Origin of the sequence: Pseudorhodobacter sp. E13, from assembly GCF_003991405.1 — a bacterium.
In the GTDB taxonomy this organism is placed as follows: Bacteria; Pseudomonadota; Alphaproteobacteria; order Rhodobacterales; family Rhodobacteraceae; genus Pseudorhodobacter.
Genome location: NZ_RPEN01000159.1, coordinates 420,536 through 440,012 on the forward strand (window position 1 = coordinate 420,536; position 19,477 = coordinate 440,012).

Annotated in this window: 21 protein-coding genes, 1 tRNA gene and 1 riboswitch; of the genes, 4 read left to right on the top strand and 18 right to left on the bottom strand. The window is 61.1% G+C overall.

What is annotated here, in order from left to right; all coding sequences use genetic code 11:
- Window positions 1-14 precede the first annotated feature (14 nt).
- The 4 genes from EGN72_RS18170 to EGN72_RS18185 form a co-directional block, all read right to left on the bottom strand.
- Window positions 15-2,099 carry an alpha-galactosidase gene (locus tag EGN72_RS18170; protein ID WP_127050206.1) on the bottom strand — a complete coding sequence of 695 codons (2,085 nt, stop codon included), beginning with the start codon at window positions 2,097-2,099 and terminating at the stop codon, window positions 15-17.
- Window positions 2,096-2,941: a carbohydrate ABC transporter permease gene (locus EGN72_RS18175; protein WP_127050208.1), complete on the bottom strand. Its 846-nt coding sequence runs from the start codon at window positions 2,939-2,941 to the stop codon at window positions 2,096-2,098. Before EGN72_RS18175 ends, EGN72_RS18170 begins: the two co-directional genes overlap by 4 nt.
- Window positions 2,942-2,944: 3 nt before the next feature.
- Window positions 2,945-3,832 carry a carbohydrate ABC transporter permease gene (locus tag EGN72_RS18180; RefSeq protein WP_199743777.1) on the bottom strand — a complete coding sequence of 296 codons (888 nt, stop codon included), beginning with the start codon at window positions 3,830-3,832 and terminating at the stop codon, window positions 2,945-2,947.
- Window positions 3,833-3,901: 69 nt separating this feature from the next.
- Window positions 3,902-5,134, bottom strand: coding sequence for an ABC transporter substrate-binding protein (locus tag EGN72_RS18185; RefSeq protein WP_127050210.1), 1,233 nt, complete (start codon window positions 5,132-5,134; stop codon window positions 3,902-3,904).
- A 116-nt stretch (window positions 5,135-5,250) separates the two neighbouring features.
- Between EGN72_RS18185 and EGN72_RS18190 the strand changes: the two genes are divergently transcribed.
- Window positions 5,251-6,048, top strand: coding sequence for an IclR family transcriptional regulator (locus EGN72_RS18190; protein ID WP_255417441.1), 798 nt, complete (start codon window positions 5,251-5,253; stop codon window positions 6,046-6,048).
- Between the two features lie 17 nt (window positions 6,049-6,065).
- Window positions 6,066-7,127: an ABC transporter ATP-binding protein gene (locus EGN72_RS18195; RefSeq protein ID WP_127050212.1), complete on the top strand. Its 1,062-nt coding sequence runs from the start codon at window positions 6,066-6,068 to the stop codon at window positions 7,125-7,127.
- A 6-nt stretch (window positions 7,128-7,133) separates the two neighbouring features.
- On the opposite strand, the gene EGN72_RS18200 is transcribed toward EGN72_RS18195, so the two are convergent.
- The 11 genes from EGN72_RS18200 to EGN72_RS18250 all read right to left on the bottom strand — a co-directional run bounded on the left by EGN72_RS18200 (window position 7,134) and on the right by EGN72_RS18250 (window position 17,153).
- On the bottom strand, window positions 7,134-7,826 hold the full coding sequence (locus EGN72_RS18200) for an ATP-binding cassette domain-containing protein (protein ID WP_127050214.1): 693 nt from the start codon (window positions 7,824-7,826) through the stop codon (window positions 7,134-7,136).
- Entirely contained in the window at window positions 7,813-9,351 is a 1,539-nt protein-coding gene (locus EGN72_RS18205) for a thiamine/thiamine pyrophosphate ABC transporter permease ThiP (RefSeq protein ID WP_127050216.1), read from the bottom strand. Before EGN72_RS18205 ends, EGN72_RS18200 begins: the two co-directional genes overlap by 14 nt.
- Window positions 9,327-10,313, bottom strand: coding sequence for a thiamine ABC transporter substrate binding subunit (gene thiB / locus EGN72_RS18210; RefSeq protein ID WP_127050218.1), 987 nt, complete (start codon window positions 10,311-10,313; stop codon window positions 9,327-9,329). The genes EGN72_RS18205 and thiB overlap by 25 nt, the downstream gene beginning before the upstream one ends.
- Before the next feature lie 52 nt (window positions 10,314-10,365).
- Window positions 10,366-11,343 (bottom strand): thiamine ABC transporter substrate binding subunit, encoded by a 978-nt coding sequence (locus tag EGN72_RS18215; RefSeq protein WP_127050220.1) that lies wholly within the window; start codon window positions 11,341-11,343, stop codon window positions 10,366-10,368.
- A 36-nt stretch (window positions 11,344-11,379) separates the two neighbouring features.
- A riboswitch (TPP riboswitch) is annotated at window positions 11,380-11,486 on the bottom strand.
- Window positions 11,487-11,519: 33 nt separating this feature from the next.
- Window positions 11,520-12,062: a dihydrofolate reductase family protein gene (locus EGN72_RS18220; RefSeq protein ID WP_127050222.1), complete on the bottom strand. Its 543-nt coding sequence runs from the start codon at window positions 12,060-12,062 to the stop codon at window positions 11,520-11,522.
- Between the two features lie 75 nt (window positions 12,063-12,137).
- A complete protein-coding gene (locus EGN72_RS18225) occupies window positions 12,138-12,932 on the bottom strand; it encodes a cytochrome c1 (RefSeq protein ID WP_127050224.1) in 795 nt (264 codons plus the stop codon).
- A gap of 20 nt (window positions 12,933-12,952) precedes the next feature.
- Entirely contained in the window at window positions 12,953-14,272 is a 1,320-nt protein-coding gene (gene petB, locus EGN72_RS18230) for a cytochrome b (RefSeq protein ID WP_127050226.1), read from the bottom strand.
- Between the two features lie 9 nt (window positions 14,273-14,281).
- The gene (gene petA / locus EGN72_RS18235; protein WP_127050228.1) at window positions 14,282-14,845 is read right to left on the bottom strand and encodes a ubiquinol-cytochrome c reductase iron-sulfur subunit; all 564 of its coding nucleotides are present in this window, start codon (window positions 14,843-14,845) and stop codon (window positions 14,282-14,284) included.
- Between the two features lie 210 nt (window positions 14,846-15,055).
- Window positions 15,056-15,697 carry a LysE family translocator gene (locus EGN72_RS18240; RefSeq protein ID WP_127050230.1) on the bottom strand — a complete coding sequence of 214 codons (642 nt, stop codon included), beginning with the start codon at window positions 15,695-15,697 and terminating at the stop codon, window positions 15,056-15,058.
- A gap of 19 nt (window positions 15,698-15,716) precedes the next feature.
- On the bottom strand, window positions 15,717-16,325 hold the full coding sequence (locus tag EGN72_RS18245; RefSeq protein WP_127050232.1) for a glutathione S-transferase: 609 nt from the start codon (window positions 16,323-16,325) through the stop codon (window positions 15,717-15,719).
- A gap of 222 nt (window positions 16,326-16,547) precedes the next feature.
- Window positions 16,548-17,153: an FMN-binding negative transcriptional regulator gene (locus EGN72_RS18250; RefSeq protein WP_127050234.1), complete on the bottom strand. Its 606-nt coding sequence runs from the start codon at window positions 17,151-17,153 to the stop codon at window positions 16,548-16,550.
- A gap of 64 nt (window positions 17,154-17,217) precedes the next feature.
- Between EGN72_RS18250 and EGN72_RS18255 the strand changes: the two genes are divergently transcribed.
- Window positions 17,218-17,790 (top strand): peroxidase-related enzyme, encoded by a 573-nt coding sequence (locus EGN72_RS18255; protein ID WP_127050236.1) that lies wholly within the window; start codon window positions 17,218-17,220, stop codon window positions 17,788-17,790.
- A 42-nt stretch (window positions 17,791-17,832) separates the two neighbouring features.
- Here EGN72_RS18255 and EGN72_RS18260 read toward each other — a convergent pair whose 3' ends face one another.
- A complete protein-coding gene (locus EGN72_RS18260; protein ID WP_233587183.1) occupies window positions 17,833-18,888 on the bottom strand; it encodes a fatty acid desaturase in 1,056 nt (351 codons plus the stop codon).
- A gap of 24 nt (window positions 18,889-18,912) precedes the next feature.
- Between EGN72_RS18260 and EGN72_RS19220 the strand changes: the two genes are divergently transcribed.
- Window positions 18,913-19,194, top strand: coding sequence for a hypothetical protein (locus EGN72_RS19220; protein ID WP_158623224.1), 282 nt, complete (start codon window positions 18,913-18,915; stop codon window positions 19,192-19,194).
- Here the strand turns inward: EGN72_RS19220 and ykgO are convergent.
- Window positions 19,154-19,279: a type B 50S ribosomal protein L36 gene (gene ykgO, locus EGN72_RS18265; RefSeq protein ID WP_050521456.1), complete on the bottom strand. Its 126-nt coding sequence runs from the start codon at window positions 19,277-19,279 to the stop codon at window positions 19,154-19,156. The genes EGN72_RS19220 and ykgO overlap by 41 nt on opposite strands.
- A 97-nt stretch (window positions 19,280-19,376) precedes the next feature.
- A tRNA-Val gene (locus tag EGN72_RS18270) sits at window positions 19,377-19,451 on the bottom strand.
- Between the last annotated feature and the right edge of the window lie 26 nt (window positions 19,452-19,477).

Consider the following 19,477-nt stretch of genomic DNA (forward strand, 5'->3'; position numbering starts at 1 on the left):
GGCTCCGTTTGCGGTTACAGGCGGGTGCCTTCCAGCACCCACATGGTTTCGGGGAAATGCCACGGCAGCGTGACGCCATGGCCCATAAGATACGCCCCCGACAGCACCAGCGGCCCTTGTTTCAACGCGGGCTTCCCGCGGGACAGGTTGGGCGCTGTGGCGCGGTTGATCAGATCGACGCGGTAGGTCGCTGCCGGGTCCAGCCCGGTCAGGCGCAAGGGGCGCGGGGCAATCTGCGCCGAGGTCGCGGCCTTGCCCGCAAAGGTGACAAAGCGGCTGCCATCCCGTGCCAATTGCTGTTCGGCAATCACCGCCGGATCGGCGCTATCGAGCCGCAGGATATCGGCGCGCATCATCCAGCCGCGATTGGCCTTCCACCAGCCTGTCACCTCGGTCAGCACCGCCGCTTCATGGTCGGTCAATTCGCGGGGGTCCATCTCAAAGCCCATGTGACGTTGGGCGGCGACCCATGCGCGCATGGAAATATCAATCACCCGGCCAGAGGTATGGCAATGGCGCGGGCCGACATGGCTGCCCGTCACACTGGCGGGCAAGAACAGCGCCGCATCATGCTGAATACGCAAGCGTTCCAGCGCATCGTTACTGTCCGACAGCCAAACCCGATGCGTGCGCCGCAAGATGCCCAGATCAATCCGCCCGCCACCCGAGGCACAGCTTTCAATCTCTACCAGCGGGAAATCGGCGCGCAAGCGGTCGATCAGCGCATAAGACCCACGGGTCTGTGCGGCATCCGGCATCGGCAACACGCGGTTATGATCCCATTTGATATAGTCGATGGCATGGGCCGACAGGATCGCCGACATCCGGTCATAAAGAAAATCGCGCACCTCGGGCAGCGCCATGTTCAGCGCCTTTTGCTGGCGGCCAAGGGTCTGATCTTCGCTGCCCAGCGCCCAATCGGGGTGGGCGCGGTGGATATCGCTGTCGGGGTTGATCATTTCCGGTTCGAACCACAGGCCGAAGCTCATGCCCAGACTATGCACATGGTCGATCAGCGGGGTCAGCCCGTCGGGGTATTTGCGCGGGTCCACCGTCCAGTCGGACAAGGATCGCGTGTCATCGTCGCGGGTGCCGAACCAGCCGTCATCCAGCACGAAACGCTCGGCCCCCAAAGCCGCCGCGCGGGTGGCAATATCTTGCAGCACCGGCAGCTTGTGGTCGAAATACACCGCCTCCCAGCAGTTGTAATGCACGGGGCGCGGGCGGTCGGGCCGTGGCATCTGCACGATCCGGTCGCGGGTATGGCGCTGAAACGCCACCGCGCAACCGTTCAGGCCCGCATTGGAATAGGTGATATACAGCGGTGCGGTGCGAAATTCGGTGCCGGGCGCGGTTTCCATCCGGGCCGCATGCCCGAACTGCACCTGGCGGCGGCCATCTGGCAATTCCTCCGCCAACATGCGGTGACCGCCGGACCAGCCGTAGTGAAAGGCATAGGCCTCTCCGCTGCAATTGGTGGTGCCGCGCGTGGGAATGATCAGGCCGGGAAAATGCTCATGCCCGGTGCGGCCCGTGCGGTTTTCGCGGTAACGCATGCCCGCAGACCATGGCGTGCGCGCAAGCTGAAATTCACCGCACCAGCGCCCCGAGACATCAATCATCTCATCCGACAATTGCGGCGCGGGCAGCACCGGGGCGGCAAGCCAATGCAGATGCACCGGGCGATCGGCGGTCAGCGTGGTGTCACAGGTGATGACATGGGTTTCCGGGTCGGCCACGAAACCAAAGGTCAGGCCAAGCCGCGCGTCATCATCGCGGTAGGTCAGATAAAGCGCGTGGTCTTCCTCGCGCGCCTCGGCAAAGCAGAACTTTGGCAGCAAGGGCGTGCTGTCGGTATCGCGCAGGATCAGGCCGGGCTGGCCGGGAAAGCTGCGCACCGCTTCGGGGCAAAGCGACAGGTCCGGGTTTTCATCCAGCATCCCGCCCGTGACATCAATACCATGCGCGGCCAGCAGCGTGCCAAGGTCTTCGCGCGCAGGCAGGGCCGCACCCCAATACACACATTCCGGCAAACGCCCACGCCGGGCCGCCAGCACCAAAGTTTGCTGGCCGTCATCCAGCCGCCATTCTTGTATCACTTCACCGCTCCGAGTGTCAGGCCCGCAATGAAATGCTTTTGCATCAGAAAGAACATCAACACCGGGGGCAGCGCCGCCAGTATAGACCCCGCCGAAACCAGATGCCACGCCGCCACCCATTGCCCGTTAAGCGAGGACAGGCCCGCCGTGATCGGCTGGGTTTCCTTGGTTGTGGTCAGCACCGTGGCCCAGAAAAAGTCGTTCCAGATGAAGGTGAAGATCAACACCGACAGCGCCGCGATGGCGGGCTTCATCAGAGGCAGCACGATATACCAGAAGATGCGGATTTCCGACACACCTTCGACCCGCGCCGCCTCGATCAATTCAAAGGGCAGGGCCTTGATGAAATTGCGCATGAACAAGGTGCAGAACCCGGTTTGAAAAGCGATGTGGAACATCGCAAGCCCGGTCCATGAATTATACATGCCAAGGTCCAGCGTCAGGTCACGCACCGGAACCATCAGGATCTGGAACGGCACAAAGTTGCCCGCGACGAACAGAAAGAACACCAGCAGGTTTGATTTGAACTTGTAAATCCCCAGCGCAAAGCCCGTCATGCAAGACAGCGCCACCGCCCCGATCACCGTGGGAATGGTCACCTTCAGCGAGTTGACCATATAGCTGCCCAGATCGCTGTCACGGAACACCGAGATATAGTTTTCAAAGGCGATATAGCTGGGCATCCCGAAATAATTGCCCTGCGCCAAGTCGGACGCGGGCCGCACCGAAGTGACAGCCACACCGATCAGCGGCAACAGCCACAGGATCAGCGCGATGGGCAGGGCCAGCGTATACAGCCACTGCGTTGTGGGGCGGGTTTGTTCTATCGGGCGTGGAAACATGGGTCAGCGCTCCGTCTCGTCGCGCCACATCTTCCAGATGAAGCCCGAAATGAAAACCATCATGATCGCGAACAGCACCACGGCAATCGCCGCGCCATAGCCCATGCGGAAGCCGTATTCCGACAGCGCCTGTTCATACATGTAGAAAGACAACACGCGGGACGACCCGTAGGGCCCGCCATCGGTCATGATCGACACAAGGTCAAAGCTGCGCAGCGCGCCGATCACCGTGACGACCACGGCGATGAACGTGGCCGGGCGCAATTGCGGCAAGATCACATGCCACAGCATTTTCCAGCCTTTCGCGCCATCCAGCCGCGCCGCCTCTACCTGATCGGGGGCGATGTTGTTCAGCCCGGTGATATAGAGGATCATCACATAGGCAATCTGCGGCCACAGCCCCGCGGCGATGATGCCATAAGTCACATAATCCTCATCCGCGAGGATGGCGATGCCGTTGCCCGTAACCAGTTCGATCAGCTTATACAGCAGCCCGAAATTGGGCGCATAGAACCATGAAAACATCAGGCCCACCACGACCTGCGAAATCACGAAGGGAAAGAAGAACAGCGATTTATAGATACGAATCCCGCGCACGGTTTGATTGAGGAAGATCGCAATCATCAACCCGGCAGGCACGGCCAGCATGTAAAGAACCAGCCAGATCAGGTTATTCTTGAGCGAGGTGTAAAAGGCTTCATCATCCATCAGTTCGACATAGTTGTCGGTGCCGATATAGACCGCCTCGCCCAAGCCATCCCAATCGTAGAACGAAATGGAAAGCGACTGAAAGATCGGGATGATGACGTAAACCAGAAACATGATCGCGCCGGGGGCCAGAAACAGCCATGGCGCAAGCCGCAGTTGGTTTCGTTTCCAATAGCTGGACATGATCGCCCCCCTCCGTGCGGTCAGAACAGGTGAAAAGGCCCCGCATTTGCACGCGGGGCCTATCGTTATTTACTGATAGATCTTGCCGCGTGCTTTTTCGAGACGGTCCAGAATGGCATCCAGACGATCCGGCTTCACCATGAATTCCTGGAAGCCTTCCATCCCCATCTTGGCCATTTCCGCCGGGGCGTCACGGTCAAAGAACTGTGCCAGAGCATAGGCCGAGGACAAGGATTCAAACCCGGCCGAGATGAACGGATCAGCCGCATCAACAGAGCTGTCCTTGTTGGTGGGCAGTTGCCCCAAGGCAGCGTTCAGCTTGGTCTGCACATCGGCACGCGCCACGAAAGCGAGGAACTTCTTGGCATCATCCACATTCTTGGCACCTGCCGGAATGTGGATCGTGTCTGTCGGTGCTTCTTCGGCGCGCGGCAGGCCGGGGGTGATTTCCGGGAAGACCATGAAACCAAGGTTGTCATTGGTCATGCCACCTTCCTTGAAGGTTGCCACGGCAAAGTTGCCCATCACATAGTTGGCAGCCTTGCCCTGCACCAGCAGCGCTGCGGCATCCTGCCAATCAATCGCGGCATGGTTTTCGGTGATGAAGGGCTGCACTTTTGCCCATTCGGCAAAGGTCGCCTTCACCTTGTCATCCGTCCACGCCACTTTGCCCGCGGTCAGGTCCATGTGGAACTCATACCCGTTGGTGCGCATGTTCAGATAATCGAAAATCCCGGCAGCGGGCCACAGCGCCTTGGACCCCGTGGTCAGGCAATCAATGCCCGCCTCTTTGAACTTGGCGCAGTTTTCCACGAACCCGTCCCAAGTGGTCGGCACTTCAACACCAGCCGCTTTGTAAGCGTCTTTGTTGTAGTAAATGCCCCACTGGTAATAGGTATAGGGCACGCCCCATTGCTTGCCGTCGATGGTCATCGACGCCTTGGCCGAGGCGAGTTGGTCACCAAGGCCGTTGGCCTCCCACACATCCGAGACATCCATGAACTGGCCCGAAGTGACAAAGGGGGCCATGCGGTTGCCGGCATACCAGTTGGCAAGATCCGGGCTGTCAGCCGTCAGGAAGTTGCGAATCGCGGTCTTGTAACCTTCGTGGTCAAAGTTGTTCAGATTGACCTTGATATCCGGGTTCTCGGCCTCGAAATCCGCGATCAGGGCCTGAAAGGCGGCCAGCGGCGTCGGGTCAAAATCGGCATTATAGTTCAGCATACGCTGCTGCGCGAAGGCCGAGCCAGACATCAGCAAGGCCGCCGCGAACGCAACTGCGCCCGTTTTCAGATGGGTCATTTAGGTTCCTCCCTTAGATCCATACTTAGGTTTCATTATTTGAAACTAGGTTTTGAATATTGAAAGTATGCCGAGATTAGGCTAACCTGTCAACAACGCGTTGAAGGGGAGGGGCTGTGACGAAGGCGATTACAGACGGGGCCGCAAGCGGCGATGGGACGGTGGGTAAAGCGCTGGATGTGCTGGATATGGTGGCCAACCACGGCGCGCCTGTGCGCTTTACCGAACTGCTGACGCAATCGCCCTTCCCCAAAGCCACGCTTTACCGTTTCCTGCAAACCCTGACGCATCAGAACCTGCTCAGTTATGACGCCGAGCGGCAAACCTATGCTTTGGGGATGCGGCTGGTGCGGCTGGCCCATACCGCCTGGGCGCAATCCAGCCTTGCCCCCTTGGCGCGCCCGCATCTTGATGCGCTGTCGGCAAAGCTGGGCGAAACCATCCATCTTGCGCAACTCGATCAGGGCCAGGTGCTGTATGTCGACAAGCGCAACGCGGCCCAACCGGTCGAGATGTTCTCCTCGGCGGGCAAAGTGGGGCCGGCCTATTGCACCGGGGTCGGCAAGGCGATGATGGCTTTTCTGCCGCCGGAGGCGCTGGAACAGGCCCTGAACCGCCAAAGCTTTTACCAATTCACCCCGCATACCTATGTCAACCGCGATCAGCTTTGCGCCGAGCTGGAGGCGATTCGTGCGCGCGGTTATGCCTTTGACCGCGAAGAGCATGAACCCAACATCATCTGCGTCGCAGCGCCGATTCTGACAGACCGGGGGCGGCCCATCGGGGCAATCTCGGTAACGTCCACCTTGCTGCGCACAAACCTGACAGAACTGGAAACACTCGCCCCGCAACTGCTGGCGGTGGCAAACAACATCGCCATGGAAGCGCGCGACTGGCGCTTTCCAGAACAATAAACAGGGAGGGGACCGCCATGACAGGCGTAAATTTGCAGGCCGTGACAAAGAAGTTCGGCGATATTCAGGTGATCCACGGGGTCGATCTGAAGGTAGAGGATGGCGAATTCTGCGTCTTTGTCGGGCCGTCGGGCTGCGGCAAATCCACCTTGCTGCGCATGATCGCCGGGTTGGAAAAGACCAGCGGCGGCAAGATCGCCATCGGCGACCGTGACGTGACCGATGCCGACCCCGCCGATCGTGGCGTGGCGATGGTGTTCCAGACCTATGCGCTTTATCCGCATATGACGGTGGCCGAAAACATGGGCTTTGGCCTGAAGATGACCGGCCACCCCAAGGCCGAGATTGACACGAAAGTGGCCGAGGCAAGCCGCATCCTGAAGCTGGATGACTACCTGACGCGCAAGCCCAAGGCCCTGTCAGGTGGGCAGCGGCAACGCGTGGCCATTGGCCGGGCGATTGTGCGCGGGCCAGAGGTGTTCTTGTTTGACGAACCGCTGTCCAACCTCGATGCCGAATTGCGCGTCGAAATGCGGGTAGAGATTGCCCGCCTGCACCGCGAAATCGGCGCCACGATGATCTATGTGACGCATGATCAGGTCGAGGCGATGACGCTGGCCGACAAGATCGTCGTGCTGCGCAAAGGGGTTATCGAACAAGTCGGCGCCCCGCTGGACTTGTATCACAACCCCGACAACCGCTTTGTCGCGGGGTTTATCGGGTCGCCTGCGATGAACTTTGTGGCAGGTGTGGTGGAAAAGGCCGGGCTGGTGCTGTCCGAAGGCTTGGTCGGGTCGGTCGCGACCGATGCGGCCTTGCCCGGTGCCGGGGCAAAGGTGGTGGTGGGCCTGCGCCCGCAGCACCTGCGCGTGACCGAAGGCGCCACCCACCGGGTTGAAATGACCGAAGCCTTGGGCGGCGTGACCTATATTCACCTGACCGCTGGCAATGGCGAAAAGCTGGTGATCGAGGCGCATGACGATACGCGGTTGAAGCTGGGCGATCAGGTCGGCCTGTCCTTTGAGGCCGATAAAGCCATGTTCTTTGAAGACAGCGAGCGTGGTTTGCGGCTGCGCTAAGCGCGCCTAGCCCAGATAGGCCGCAAGCGCGGGGGGCGGGTTGTCCAGCAGCGCGGCGGTCGGCTGCGGCGGATGGGCCACGCCATTCGCGACAAGGCAGGTCAGAGGGGCAAAGCGCAGCGCATCTTGCGGGTCATGCGTCACCATCAGCACCGTGGCCCCGGTGCGATCCGCCAGCGCGGTGACAAGGCCCAACATCTCACCCTTCAGCGCGGGGCCGAGGGCGGCGAAGGGCTCATCCAGCAGCAACAAGGGCTTGTCGCGCAACAGGGCCCGCGCAAGGGCAGCTCGGCTTTGCTGCCCGCCCGAAAGGGCTGCGGGTTTGCGCGGGCCAAAGCCTGACAGCCCGGTCTGCTCCAACGCCGCCTCAATCCGCGCGTGGTCGGCGGGTGTCAGCCGCAAGCTGGGCGAAACGCCAAGGCCAAGGTTTTGCGCGATGGTCAGATGCGGGAACAGGTTCTGATCCTGAAACAGCGTGGTGACCGGGCGCGCGCCGGGGTCTTGCGGCGTCAGGTCTTGGCCATCCCACAGAATCCGGCCCTGTGTGGGGCGTAAAAAGCCACCAATCGCGGCCAGCAGCGTCGATTTCCCGGCCCCTGACGGGCCGATCAGCGCGATCCGCGCGCCTTTCTGCGCCTGCCAATCCGCCGTCAGCCGGAACGCGCCTTGCGCCAGTGTCAGGGTGTCAAATTGCAGCATGGCGGCGGCCCCATTGGTCAAAGGCCCAGAACAGGGCAAAGGAAAGTGCAACGAGCAACAGCGCGGCACTGGCGGCGGTTTCCATCCGGTAGGCCCCCATCAGACGTTGCACCAGCAGCGGCAAGGTTGCCTCGGCCTCGCCTGCGAACAGCGCGATCACCCCAAGGTCGCCCATCGACAGCGCCGCCACAAGCCCGGCCGCAAAACCCAAGGGCCGGGACAGCCGGGGCAAAACCACCCAACGCGCCCGCGCCCATGGCGTCATCCCAAGCGAGCGGCTGAGCCGATTGTAATCACTGTAAAGGCTGCGCGCCTCTGGTGCCAGAATGCGAAAGGCAAAGGGCAGCGCCAGCGCCGCGTTGATCACGACTGTCACGGGCAGCGCAAGGCTGGACGGGCGCACATAGGGTTGTAGCAGCAAGAACAATCCCGTGCCCAGCACAAGGCTGGAGGCCGCCAGCGGCAAGGTGGCCGCCAAAGCAGGCCAGCCCCGCCCCCGCGCCGCCGCCAGCGCCAGCAGCAAAGCCGCCGAAATGCACAGCGCCGTAGACGCCCCCGCCACCGCCAAGGACCGCCCCGCCGCCTGCCAGACCTGCACCGGCAAATCGCCAAGACCGGGCAGCCCCGCCAGCACCACCGCCAACAAGGGCAAGGCGATGAACAAGCCAGCCAGCGCAATGGCCACAGCATCCACGCCGCGCCGCCAGCCGCCCGGTGCAGGCGGCCCCCCTGCCCGCCCCTGCCCCGCGCCAAAGCTGGACGGCAGCGTCAGCCGCGTGGCCAGCAGATAGGCCGCCGCGCACAGCGCAAATTGCAACAGCGCCAGCCGTGCCGCCGTGGGCAGATCAAAATCAAAGCGCAGCGCCTGATAGATCGCCAGCTCAATCGTCGTGGCGCGCGGCCCGCCCCCAAGGGTCAAAGCCACGGCAAAGCTGGTCAGGCAGATCACAAAGATCACCAGCGCGGCACCCGGCAACACCGCCCGCAGCATCGGCCATTCCAGATGCCGAAGCGTATCGGCGGGCGAAAACCCAAGGCTTTGCGCAAGGCGGAACCGCTCTGCCGGGATGGCTTGCCAGCCTTGTAACACCATCCGCACCGCCAGCGGCATGTTGAAAAACACATGCGCCAACACCACGCCTTGCAACCCGTAAATCGTGAATTCCGGCAGGCCCAGCGCGCCAAGGCTGCTATTCACCCAACCTGCGCGCCCGAACACCGCCAAAAGCCCCAGCACCGCCACGATCACCGGCAGAATGAACGGCGCACCAAGGGTGGAGATCAACACCCCCCGCCCCCGGAACCGCCGCCGCGCCAAGGCCCGCGCCACCGGCACCGCCAGCCCCACCGAGATCAGCGCCGACAACATGGCCTGCCACAGCGTAAAGCGCAGCGCCGCAGCCTCGGCCGCGCCAAGGGTCAGCCCGTCAAACGACAGGCCCAAAGCCACCAGCGGGGCCAGCAGCAGCGCAAACAGCGCCGCCGCCAGCCCTGCCGCGCTTAGCGAGAGAGCGCGGTCAGCCATTCGTCCAGCGCGTTTTTGCGCGCGGCCTGCGCCTCATCCGCGCTGAGCAACAGGGCCTTGGCCGGGGTGATCATCTGCGCAAACCCTTCGGGCAAGCCTGCCTCCGGCATATGCGCCGGATACATCCAGTTCGTCGTCGGGATCACCGATTGGAAGGCATCGGTTGCCATGAAGGCAAGGAATTGATCGGCCAATTCCGGCTGCGGCGCGGCGGCCAGCTTGCCCGCCACTTCGACCTGCATGTAATGCCCTTCGTCAAAGGCAGCGGCGGATTTGCCTGCATCCTCCTCGGCGATCAGGTGATAGGCGGGCGAGGTGGTGTAGGACAGCACCATATCCGCCTCACCGGCTGTGAACATGCCATAGGCCTCGGACCAGCCGGGGGTCACGGTGAGGATATTATCGGCCAAAGCGGCCCAAATCTCGGGCGCGCGGTCGCCATATGCCGCCTTGACCCACAGCAAAAGCCCAAGGCCGGGGGTAGAGGAGCGCGGGTCTTGAATCACGATCTTCAGGTCTGACGCGGCCAGCGCCTCAAAGCTGGTGGGCGGCGTGGCCAGTTTGGTGTTGTCATAGACAAAGGCGAAATAGCCCCAGTCATAGGGCAGGAAGATCGGATCATCGAAGGGCACCGGCAGGTCATTGCCACCCGTCTGCCCATGCGGTGCAAACAGCCCCGTAGCTGCGGCCTGCGCGGTCAGGTTGGTATCCAGCCCCAAGACCACCGAAGCCTCGGACTTGGCCCCTTCAAGCTGCACGCGCGCCAGAAGCTCCGCCCCATCGCCCACGGCAGAAAACACCAGATCACAGGCGCAAACCGCCTCGAACGCGGTTTCAATCGCGGGGCCGGGGCCCCATTCCGAGGTAAAGCTGTCATAGGTCAGCACGTTCAGCACCGGGGTCTGCGCCTGCGCGGCGGTTGTCAGCAGGGCAAGGGCGGCGGCGGGAAAAAGGCGGTTCATCATCATCTCCAATTCTGCGGGGGTGGGGCCGCACAGCGGCGGCCCGCTTGGGTTATTGGCTGAGCGCGCGCTGCCATTCGGCGACAGCGGTATCGCGCAAGGCGGCCACATCGGACTCGGAATAGAACAGCGATTTCGGCGGCAGGTTCAGCTTGTCAAATTCCGGCGGCATCAGCTTTGGGTCCAGCTTGACTGGAAAGCCGAAATTCACACGCGGGATCATCTCCTGAAATGTCTCGGACAGGATGAAATCCATGAAGGCCTGCGCCAGTTCGGGCTGGTCGGTGCCGGCAATCTGGCCCACCACTTCGGCGGTGAAATAATGGCCTTCGTCAAAGATCGCCGCGACCTTGGTGTCATCCTTCTCGACGATCAGGTGATAGGCGGGCGAGGTGATATAGGACATCACCAGATCCGCCTCACCCCGCGTAAACAACCCATAGGCCTCGGACCAGCCTTTGGTCACGGTCAGGATGCGGGGGGCAAGGCGGCGCCAGTAATCCTCGGCCTGATCGCCGTAAACCGACTTGACCCAGAGCACCAAGGCCAGCCCCGCCCCGGATGAGCGCGGGTCCTGAATCACGATTTTCACGTCCTCGGGCAGTGCTGCCAGCGATTCGAAATCATGCGGCGGGGTGGCCAGTTTGGTGTTGTCATAGATGAACGCCGTATCGCCATAGTTGAAGGGCAAGAAGGTTTCATCCGTCCAATCCACCGGCAAAGACAAAGTGGAAAGGTCCTGATTATGCGGGCCGAACAGCCCGGTTTCGCGCGCGCGCAAGGTTTCATCGGTGGAAATGCCGATGACCACATCGGCCTCGGTATTCGCGCCTTCCAGCATCAGGCTGGGGATCAGATCGGTGTTGCGATATTGCAGGTCGCAGCCGCAAACCGCCTCGAACGCGGTTTCAATCGCAGGCCCCGGCCCCCATTCCGACGCAAAGGAACTGGAGGCATAGACCGTCAGCACAGGCGTATCGGCCAGCACCGGGGTTGCAAACAGGGATAAAGTGATAAGTCGTTTCAGCATGGCTCTCTCCAAAAACGACGGCAAAAAGTCGGGATGGATTATTCCATGCACCTTCCCTCCGCCGGTCCTAACCGGTTCAGGTTCAACGGGTCTTTGGCTTTTGCCAGATCTCAGCCCCACACAGGGCCCCCCGAGGTAAGCAGCAATTTAGCGTCTATCGTGGCAGAGGCAAGGGGCTATGGCCGCGCAATCGCGTAGCGAGAGGAAACGATGCCCGAAGGAAAGCTGCGGCTTTCCAGCAAGGTCAACGCCACGTCGCCCGCCACAGGGCCAAACAGCGGGCGGCCTTGGCCCAAAAGCAGCGGCACGCGCGTCAGTGTGATATCGGTCAGCAGGCCTGCGTTGATAAAGGACTGGATCACCTGTCCACCATCGACATAGGCGCTTTGCCAGCCTTCCTCGGCCAAAGCGGCATGCAGCTCCGCCGGGTCCATATCGGTGATGGCGACATGATCGGCAAGGCTGTCAGGGATATCATCCACCGTCAGGCTTTGGCTGAGGACAATCACGGGCAGGCGGTAAGGCCAATGGCCAAAACCCAGCACGGTTTCATAGGTGCCACGGCCCATGATGATGCCATCCATCCGCGCGATAAACGCGTCATAGCCGTGATCTTCCTCGGCGGCGTTGAAAGGTTCCAACCAATCCAACCCGCCATCCGGGCGGGCGATAAAGCCATCAAGGCTGGCAGCAACAAAGGCGTGGCAGGAAAGCGGCATAGGGGCGTGGCCTTGGTCAAATAGGAAAAAGGCCCCACCGTTACGGGCGGGGCCTTTGGATCGCGTTGGATCAGATCAAGCGTGCTTTTTCTTGGGGCCTTTGACAGCCGCCCAGATACGCTTGTTGGTCAGATACAGCAGAACCGACAGAACCGTCAGGAAGATTACAGCGGTAAAGCCTGCTTGCTTGCGCGCCATCATTTTCGGTTCAGCCGTCCACATCAGGAAGGCGGTCACGTCTTCGGACAGGTGGTGCAGGCTGTTGTCATGACCATCCTGATATTCCACCAGACCATCCGACAGCGGCGGGGCCATGGCGATCCAGCCACCGGGGAACGCGGTGTTACCGTAGAAGGTTGTCCCGGCTTCTTCTTTCTCCTCACCGGTGTAACCGGTCAGGACCGAGACGATATATTCGGGGCCACCAATACCATTGACCAACTGGCTGATCCCCGTGCCCGCAGGGCCGTGGAACCCGGCGCGGGCCTTGGCCATCAAGCTCAGGTCAGGGGCGTTGGACAAGCCTGACTCCGGGAAGTGATCTGTGGGCTTGCGCGGACGCGTGTCGTCCAATTCGGCATCAAAGATATCGAACTGGGCGGCATAGGCGCGCACCTGATCTTCCGGCAGATGCGGGCCACCTTCATCCGACAAGCTGCGGATCGGCACGAATTTCAACCCATGACAGGCCGAGCAAACCTCGGTGTAGACCTGAAGCCCGCGCTGAAGCTGGTGCTCATCATAGGTGCCAAACGGCCCTTCAAAGCTGAACGCCGTGTCATGGACATGGCCTTCAGACCCGGCTGCCATTGCCGAACCGGCCCCAAGAACGAGGGCGGAAACGGCGCTGATTGCGATTTTACGAAACATAATCATCAGTTCCTTTGTCCTCACTCGGCCGGATTCGGATCGGCATAATGCGATTTGAAGTCTTCCTCGATGGTCGCAGGGGCTGCCTGCGGCTTTTCGATCACGCCAAGCAGCGGCAAGATCACGAGGAAATAGGCGAACCAGTAGGCCGAAGCGATCAGCGAAATCCAGTCATAAGGGAACTCTGCCGGGCGCGCGCCAACCCACATCAGCACCATGAAGTCGATGCACAGCAGCAGGAACCACATCTTGAACATCGGGCGATAGCGACCCGAACGCACCGACGAGGTATCCAGCCAGGGCGCCAACGCCATGACAGCAATCGCCCCAAACATCGCCAACACGCCAAAGAACTTGGCATCGACGATCCCGAAGGTGACAAAGCTGGTCAGCTGCACAACCCAGACATCTGCGGTGAAGGCACGCAAAATGGCGTAGAAGGGCAAGAAATACCATTCCGGCACAATATGCGCAGGCGTCGCCAGCGGGTTCGCCTCGATATAGTTGTCGGGGTGGCCCAGATAGTTCGGCATGAAGCCCACAACCGCAAAGAACACCACCAGGATCACGGCCAGCGCAAACAGGTCCTTGATCACGAAGTAGGGCCAGAAGGGCAAAGTATCTTTCTCGGCTTCGGCCTTCGAGGTGCGGCGCACTTCAACACCGGTGGGATTGTTGTTGCCGGTCGAATGGAAGGCCCAGATGTGAATGGCAACCAAGGCCGCAATCACGAAGGGCAGCAGATAGTGCAACGAGAAGAAGCGGTTCAGCGTGGCGTTATCCACGGCAGGGCCGCCCAACAGCCAAGTCTGGATCGACTCGCCAATGCCCGGAATAGCGCCGAACAGGCCGGTGATCACAGTCGCCCCCCAGAAGGACATTTGCCCCCATGGCAGAACGTAACCCATGAACGCTGTGCCCATCATCGCCAGATAGATCAGCATGCCGATGATCCACGTAATCTCGCGCGGGGCTTTGTAAGAGCCGTAGTAAAGGCCGCGGAAAATATGCAGATACACAGCGATAAAGAACAGCGACGCACCGTTTGCGTGCAGATAACGCAGCATATGCCCGCCATTCACGTTGCGCATAATGTGTTCAACGCTGGCAAAGGCCAGATCGACATGCGGCGTGTAATGCATCGCCAAGACGATGCCGGTGGCGATTTGCAGCACCAGACAGAAGGTCAGAACGATACCCCAGATCCACATCCAGTTCAGGTTCTTGGGCGTGGGGATCATCAGCGTGTCATACAGCAGGCCCACAATCGGCAGGCGCTTGTGAAGCCACTTTTCTGCGCCCGTTTTGGGCTCGTAATGGTCGTGCGGAATTCCGGCCATGATATGTCCTTACCCGAGCTTGAGAGTTGATTCGTCGGTGAATTCAGCCACCGGGATATGCAGGTTCTGCGGGGCGGGGCCTTTGCGGATGCGGCCCGCCGTATCATAGTGCGACCCGTGGCAAGGGCAGAACCAGCCGCCAAACTCACCCGCGCCGTCACCAATCGGCACGCAACCCAAATGGGTGCAAACACCGATCATCACCAGCCATTCGCCCGCCTCGTCCATCGTGCGGTTCTGGTCAGACGCATCGGTTGCCGGCTTGTTGGGGTTCTGCGACAGCTTGTCGATCGCCAGCTCCTCGGCAGGAACAGCGCGCGCAGCCTCGATTTCCTCGGGCGTGCGGCGGCGAATGAAAACCGGCTTGCCCAGATATTTCACCGTCAGCTGGGTTCCCGGCTCAACCGCCGAGATATCAACGAAGATCGAGGACAAGGCCTGCACATCTGCCGATGGGTTCATCTGATTGGCGAGCGGCCAAACGGCAGCCCCGGTGGCTACAGCACCTGCGCCTGCGGTGGCGTAATACAGGAAATCCCTGCGGGTGCCTGCGTGTTCGTCTGCGTGGGACACGAGAATTCTCCCTTCCGAAGGCCGCATGATACGGCCCATGTCATGACCGGGCCACGTGTGATGCGCAGCCTTACAAGCGGGGTATTTAGCGATGGATGCGGCCCACGTCCAGCGGACAAAGCGGCGCATGTGGGTGTTGCGCGACTGAAATGCAACGGCGAGCCTGTGAAAATGCGTGCAAATCGACGCAGGTCGCCAAAATCCGCAGAATCAACCCCAGACAAGCCGCGAAATCATGCCCGCCGCCAAGACCGCGAAAAACACGCCCGAGATCAGATAAATCACCCAACCCGCGCGCAAATAGAATCGCACCATCGGCCCGGTGGAAAACAGCGTGGCGTAAGTGCTGTGGAAAAACAGCCCGATAAGCGCCGACACTCCGGCCAGCAAAGCCACATCCGCCGCCCCGGCCCGCGCCACCGGAAACAAGGTCGCAATCGACAACCATGTCGTCAGAACCTTGGGGTTGGTGGCACTGATCATCACTGCCCGCACCAGTGCCGCCCCATAAGACAACACCGCCGGGGCCTGCGGCAATCCGCGCTGCGCTTCGCGGTAATTGCGCCACGCAAAGCGCAGCGCCCGCAGCGCCAGCCAGCTCATCAGCGCCGCCGCCACCACAGCCATGATCCGCTCGGCCAGCGGATAGGCCGAAAAGATCGCGGCAAACCCAAGGCTGGAGGCAAGGCACCACAGCGCGACCCCAATCGCCACACCCATCGCCGCGCCCAGACCTGCGCGCCGCCCCGCCGACATCGCGGTCGCGATGGTGTTCACCACATTCGGCCCCGGCGTTGTGGTGTTCAAAGCCACAATCGACCAGACCAAAAGGAAATTTGACAATGGTAACATAAGCTTGCGCCGCCGCGCCCTATGCGGGCGGCACCGTGGCCTTCATGCTGTCGCGCGCGGCAAACCCGGCCTCCCATGCCGCCAGCGCCGGGCGCCCCGCGCGCCAGTCGCGGTCGTCATGGCGGAAATCGAGATAGCCCAAAGCGCAACTAACCGCGATTTGCCCCATATCCAACGGCCCTTGCAGATGGCTCATCCAGCGCGCTTCAATCGCGTCCAGCGCGCGGGCAATCTTGCCCCATTGCCCTTCAACCCAGGCCGGAAAGCGGTTCTCCTCGGGGCGCACGCGTTGCTCGTATACCATCAGGATCGCCGCATCCAGAATCCCGTCCGCCGTCGCCTCCAGCGTCAAAGTCTCCCACAGGCGCGCGCCTTGCGGATAGAACCCGGCCTTGAAGTGATCATCCAGATAACGGGTAATAACCCGGCTGTCATACAACGCGGGCCCATCGGCACGCTCCAGCGTCGGGATCTTGCCCAAAGGATTCTGCGCCAAAGGCGTCGTCCCCGGATCAAGCGGTGTGCCACTGGCCGGCACCATTTCCACCAGATCGGATTTCCCCGCCTCTGCCAGCAGAACCAGAACCTTGCGCGCATAGGGCGAGGTGTGGGAACAATAAAGCCGCATCGTCATCTTCCTTTTTCAGGCAGCGCAACCCGCTGCTTCATCTTGGCCTAAATACCTAAATTCCACCGGGGCCACACAAACCAACAAACCGGGCCGCGCGCGACCCTATGCCAAACCGCGCCATCAATCTCGCTGCCTTGCCGCAGCAGCGGCGCAGGGGGCGGCGACGACCCGACGCGCGACTGGTATGGTAGGGCCGCGAGAGGGCAGAGTAAATCCCATTCACAGCCCGTCCATCAACCGCGCGATCTGCTGGGCCTCCATCCCGAACGCCGCTTCGCGCAGGCCCGCAACCGCCCCGGCCCGTTGATCGGCTGTCTTGTTCTGGCCCAGCTTGGCCGTGCTTTCCACCGCCTCGATCACAAAGCGGAACGGCAGGATCATCCGCTCCATCCGCATCAAGGCCTCCGCGCTCATCTTGCCAATCGTCCAGGGCTGCTTTGGGGCCAGGCGCGCCTCCATCTGCGCGCTCATGCGTTCCAGATGCGGGCGCAGCGCCTCTGGCGGCAACGGCTCCAACACCCCGCGCAGATGCACAGCGACGTAATTCCACGTCGGGACCTGATCCGCAGCACCATACCAATCGGGCGAGATATAGGCATCCGGCCCCAGAACCGCCAAAAGCGCTGGCGCGGGCAGCGTGGCCCGCGCAATGGCGTTGGACCGCGCCAGATGCAAATAGGCCGCGCCCTCCTGCATCTCAAAAGGAATATGCGCCGCCAAAGGCCCCGCTGCCCCGTTCACCGACAAGGTGCCAAAGCCGCGCCCGCGCGCGATGGCCAAGGCGTCGGCCGCGCTCGTGGTTCGAAAGACGGGGTTTGGATGCATCGCTCCCTCCTATGGGTTGCGTGATGCTGGGCAATCCCCCAGAAAGGTGCAACCCGTTGGAAGGATGTTTATTGTGACCGATACAACTGCCCTGAACCTGCCCCCCGCAGACCCGCTGGACGATGATATTGCCGCCTATTTCGCCAAATGCACCGAAAAGCTGGGGCTTATTCCCAATGTGCTGCAAGCCTATAGCTTCGATCAGGCCAAACTGCGCGCCTTCATGGAAATGTATAACGATCTGATGCTGGCCCCATCCGGTCTGTCCAAGATGGAGCGCGAGATGATCGCCGTTGCTGTCTCGGCCGAAAATCGCTGCGTCTATTGCCTGACAGCCCATGGCGCGGCGCTGCGGCAGCTTTCGGCAGACCCGGCGCTGGCCGAGGTGGTTGCGCAGAACTGGCGGGCGGCCCCGTTGGACGCGCGGCAAAAGGCGATGCTGGGCTTTGCGGTCAAACTGACCAATACGCCCAAAGATATGGTCGAGGCAGATCGCCAATCCCTGCGCATGGCGGGATTTTCGGATCGTGACATCTGGGATATTTCGGCGGTGACATCGTTTTACAACATGTCAAACCGGCTTGCCGCCGCGACCGAGATGCAGCCAAACCCCGAATATCACGGCATGGCGCGCTGACCAGCGCCCTGCCCCGCTGCCGGGGCAAGGCAGGCCGACCCTTCAGGCCGCCAGATACAGCGCATGCGCGCGGCGGAAGGACAACAGCTTCTTCTGGCTTTCATCCCACAGATGCAGGCGCGCGCAGGCGATGCTTTCGCGGATCGTCATGCGCTGGCTTTCCGCCAGAATGGGATGATCCTTGATCACCTCGGTCAGCCGATAAAACGGGATGCGGCTGTAAAGGTGATGAACATGGTGAATACCGATATTCGCAGACAGCCATTGCAAGGGCTTGGGCAGCACATAATGCGATGACCCTTCCAGCGCGGCCTCGTGCAACTGCCATTCATCCGCCTTGCGCCAATGCGTATCCTCAAACTGGTGCTGCACATAGAACAGCCACACCCCGGTCGAGGCAGCAACGATCCATGTCGGCAGGATCACCAGCAACAAAGGGGCCCAGCCGCCGAAGTAAACCAGCGCCGCAACCCCGGCGATCAGGGCCGCATTGGTGCCCATCGCCGAAATCCAGAACGACGCGCCGGATTTCATCAACCCATAGGGAATCCGGTTCTGCACCAGAAAGATATAGGCCGGACCAATCAGGAACAGCGTCACCGGGCTGCGATAAAGCCGATACATGAAGCGACCAAAGCGCGAACGGGCCAGATATTCATCCACCGTCAGGGTGGTGACATCGCCAATACCGCGCATATCAAGATTGCCCGAGGCGGAATGATGGATCGCATGCTGGCGGCGCCAGACGTGATAGGGCGTCAGCGTCAACACGCCCAGACAACGCCCGACCCAATCACTGACCTGCCGGTTGGCGTAGAATGACGCATGCCCGCAATCATGCTGGATGCAGAACAGCCGCACCAGAAACAGGCCGTTCACCGCAGCCAAAGCAAAGGCGACAAGCCCGCTGTAGGGCAAAACCCAGATCGCAGCCACCCAGATCATAAGGAAGGGAACCAGCGTCACCAGCAATTCAAACGTGCTGCGCGTCGGGTCCGGATCACGGTATTTGGCAAGCACTTGCAGCCACTCACGCGCTGAACGCTGGTGGTCAGGCACGGGCATGAGCGTGGCATCACGCAAATTCTGGATGTTCATGGACGAGATGTCTTCCCTGTAGTGATGGCCGGTTTTGACAAGGGTAACGTGGCCATGGCTACCCTATTTGGCATTACCGATAAGTTAATCCAGGCCTTCTTGCAACCGATGCAACAAAAGCAGGCCCTTGTGTCGCAGGGCGCAGCCCTTCAAGCGCAAGGGCACAAAGACTACACCCCTGTTTCCCCTAAGAAAAAGCCGCCGCTGTTATCCAGCGACGGCTTTTTAGATTTTTTGCACGGCAAGGTGCAAATATCGGGCTGGCTTAGCCCTGACGCGCTTTGTAGCGCTTCTGCGTCTTGTTGATCACATAGACGCGGCCCTTGCGGCGCACGACCTGGCAGTCGCGGTGACGCAACTTCAGCGAGCGGAGCGAGTTCTTGACCTTCATGGGTCTTCTCCTTATCGCGGCGCGCGTGCGCCGATTAAAACTTGGTGCCTCCACCTACAGCGGGGGCGGTGAACCTGCAACCAAAAAGGTGGCAAGATGGTGGGCGGTACTGGGATCGAACCAGTGGCCACTACGATGTCAACGTAGTGCTCTACCGCTGAGCTAACCGCCCACATGCCCGCAGCGATTCCGCCATGT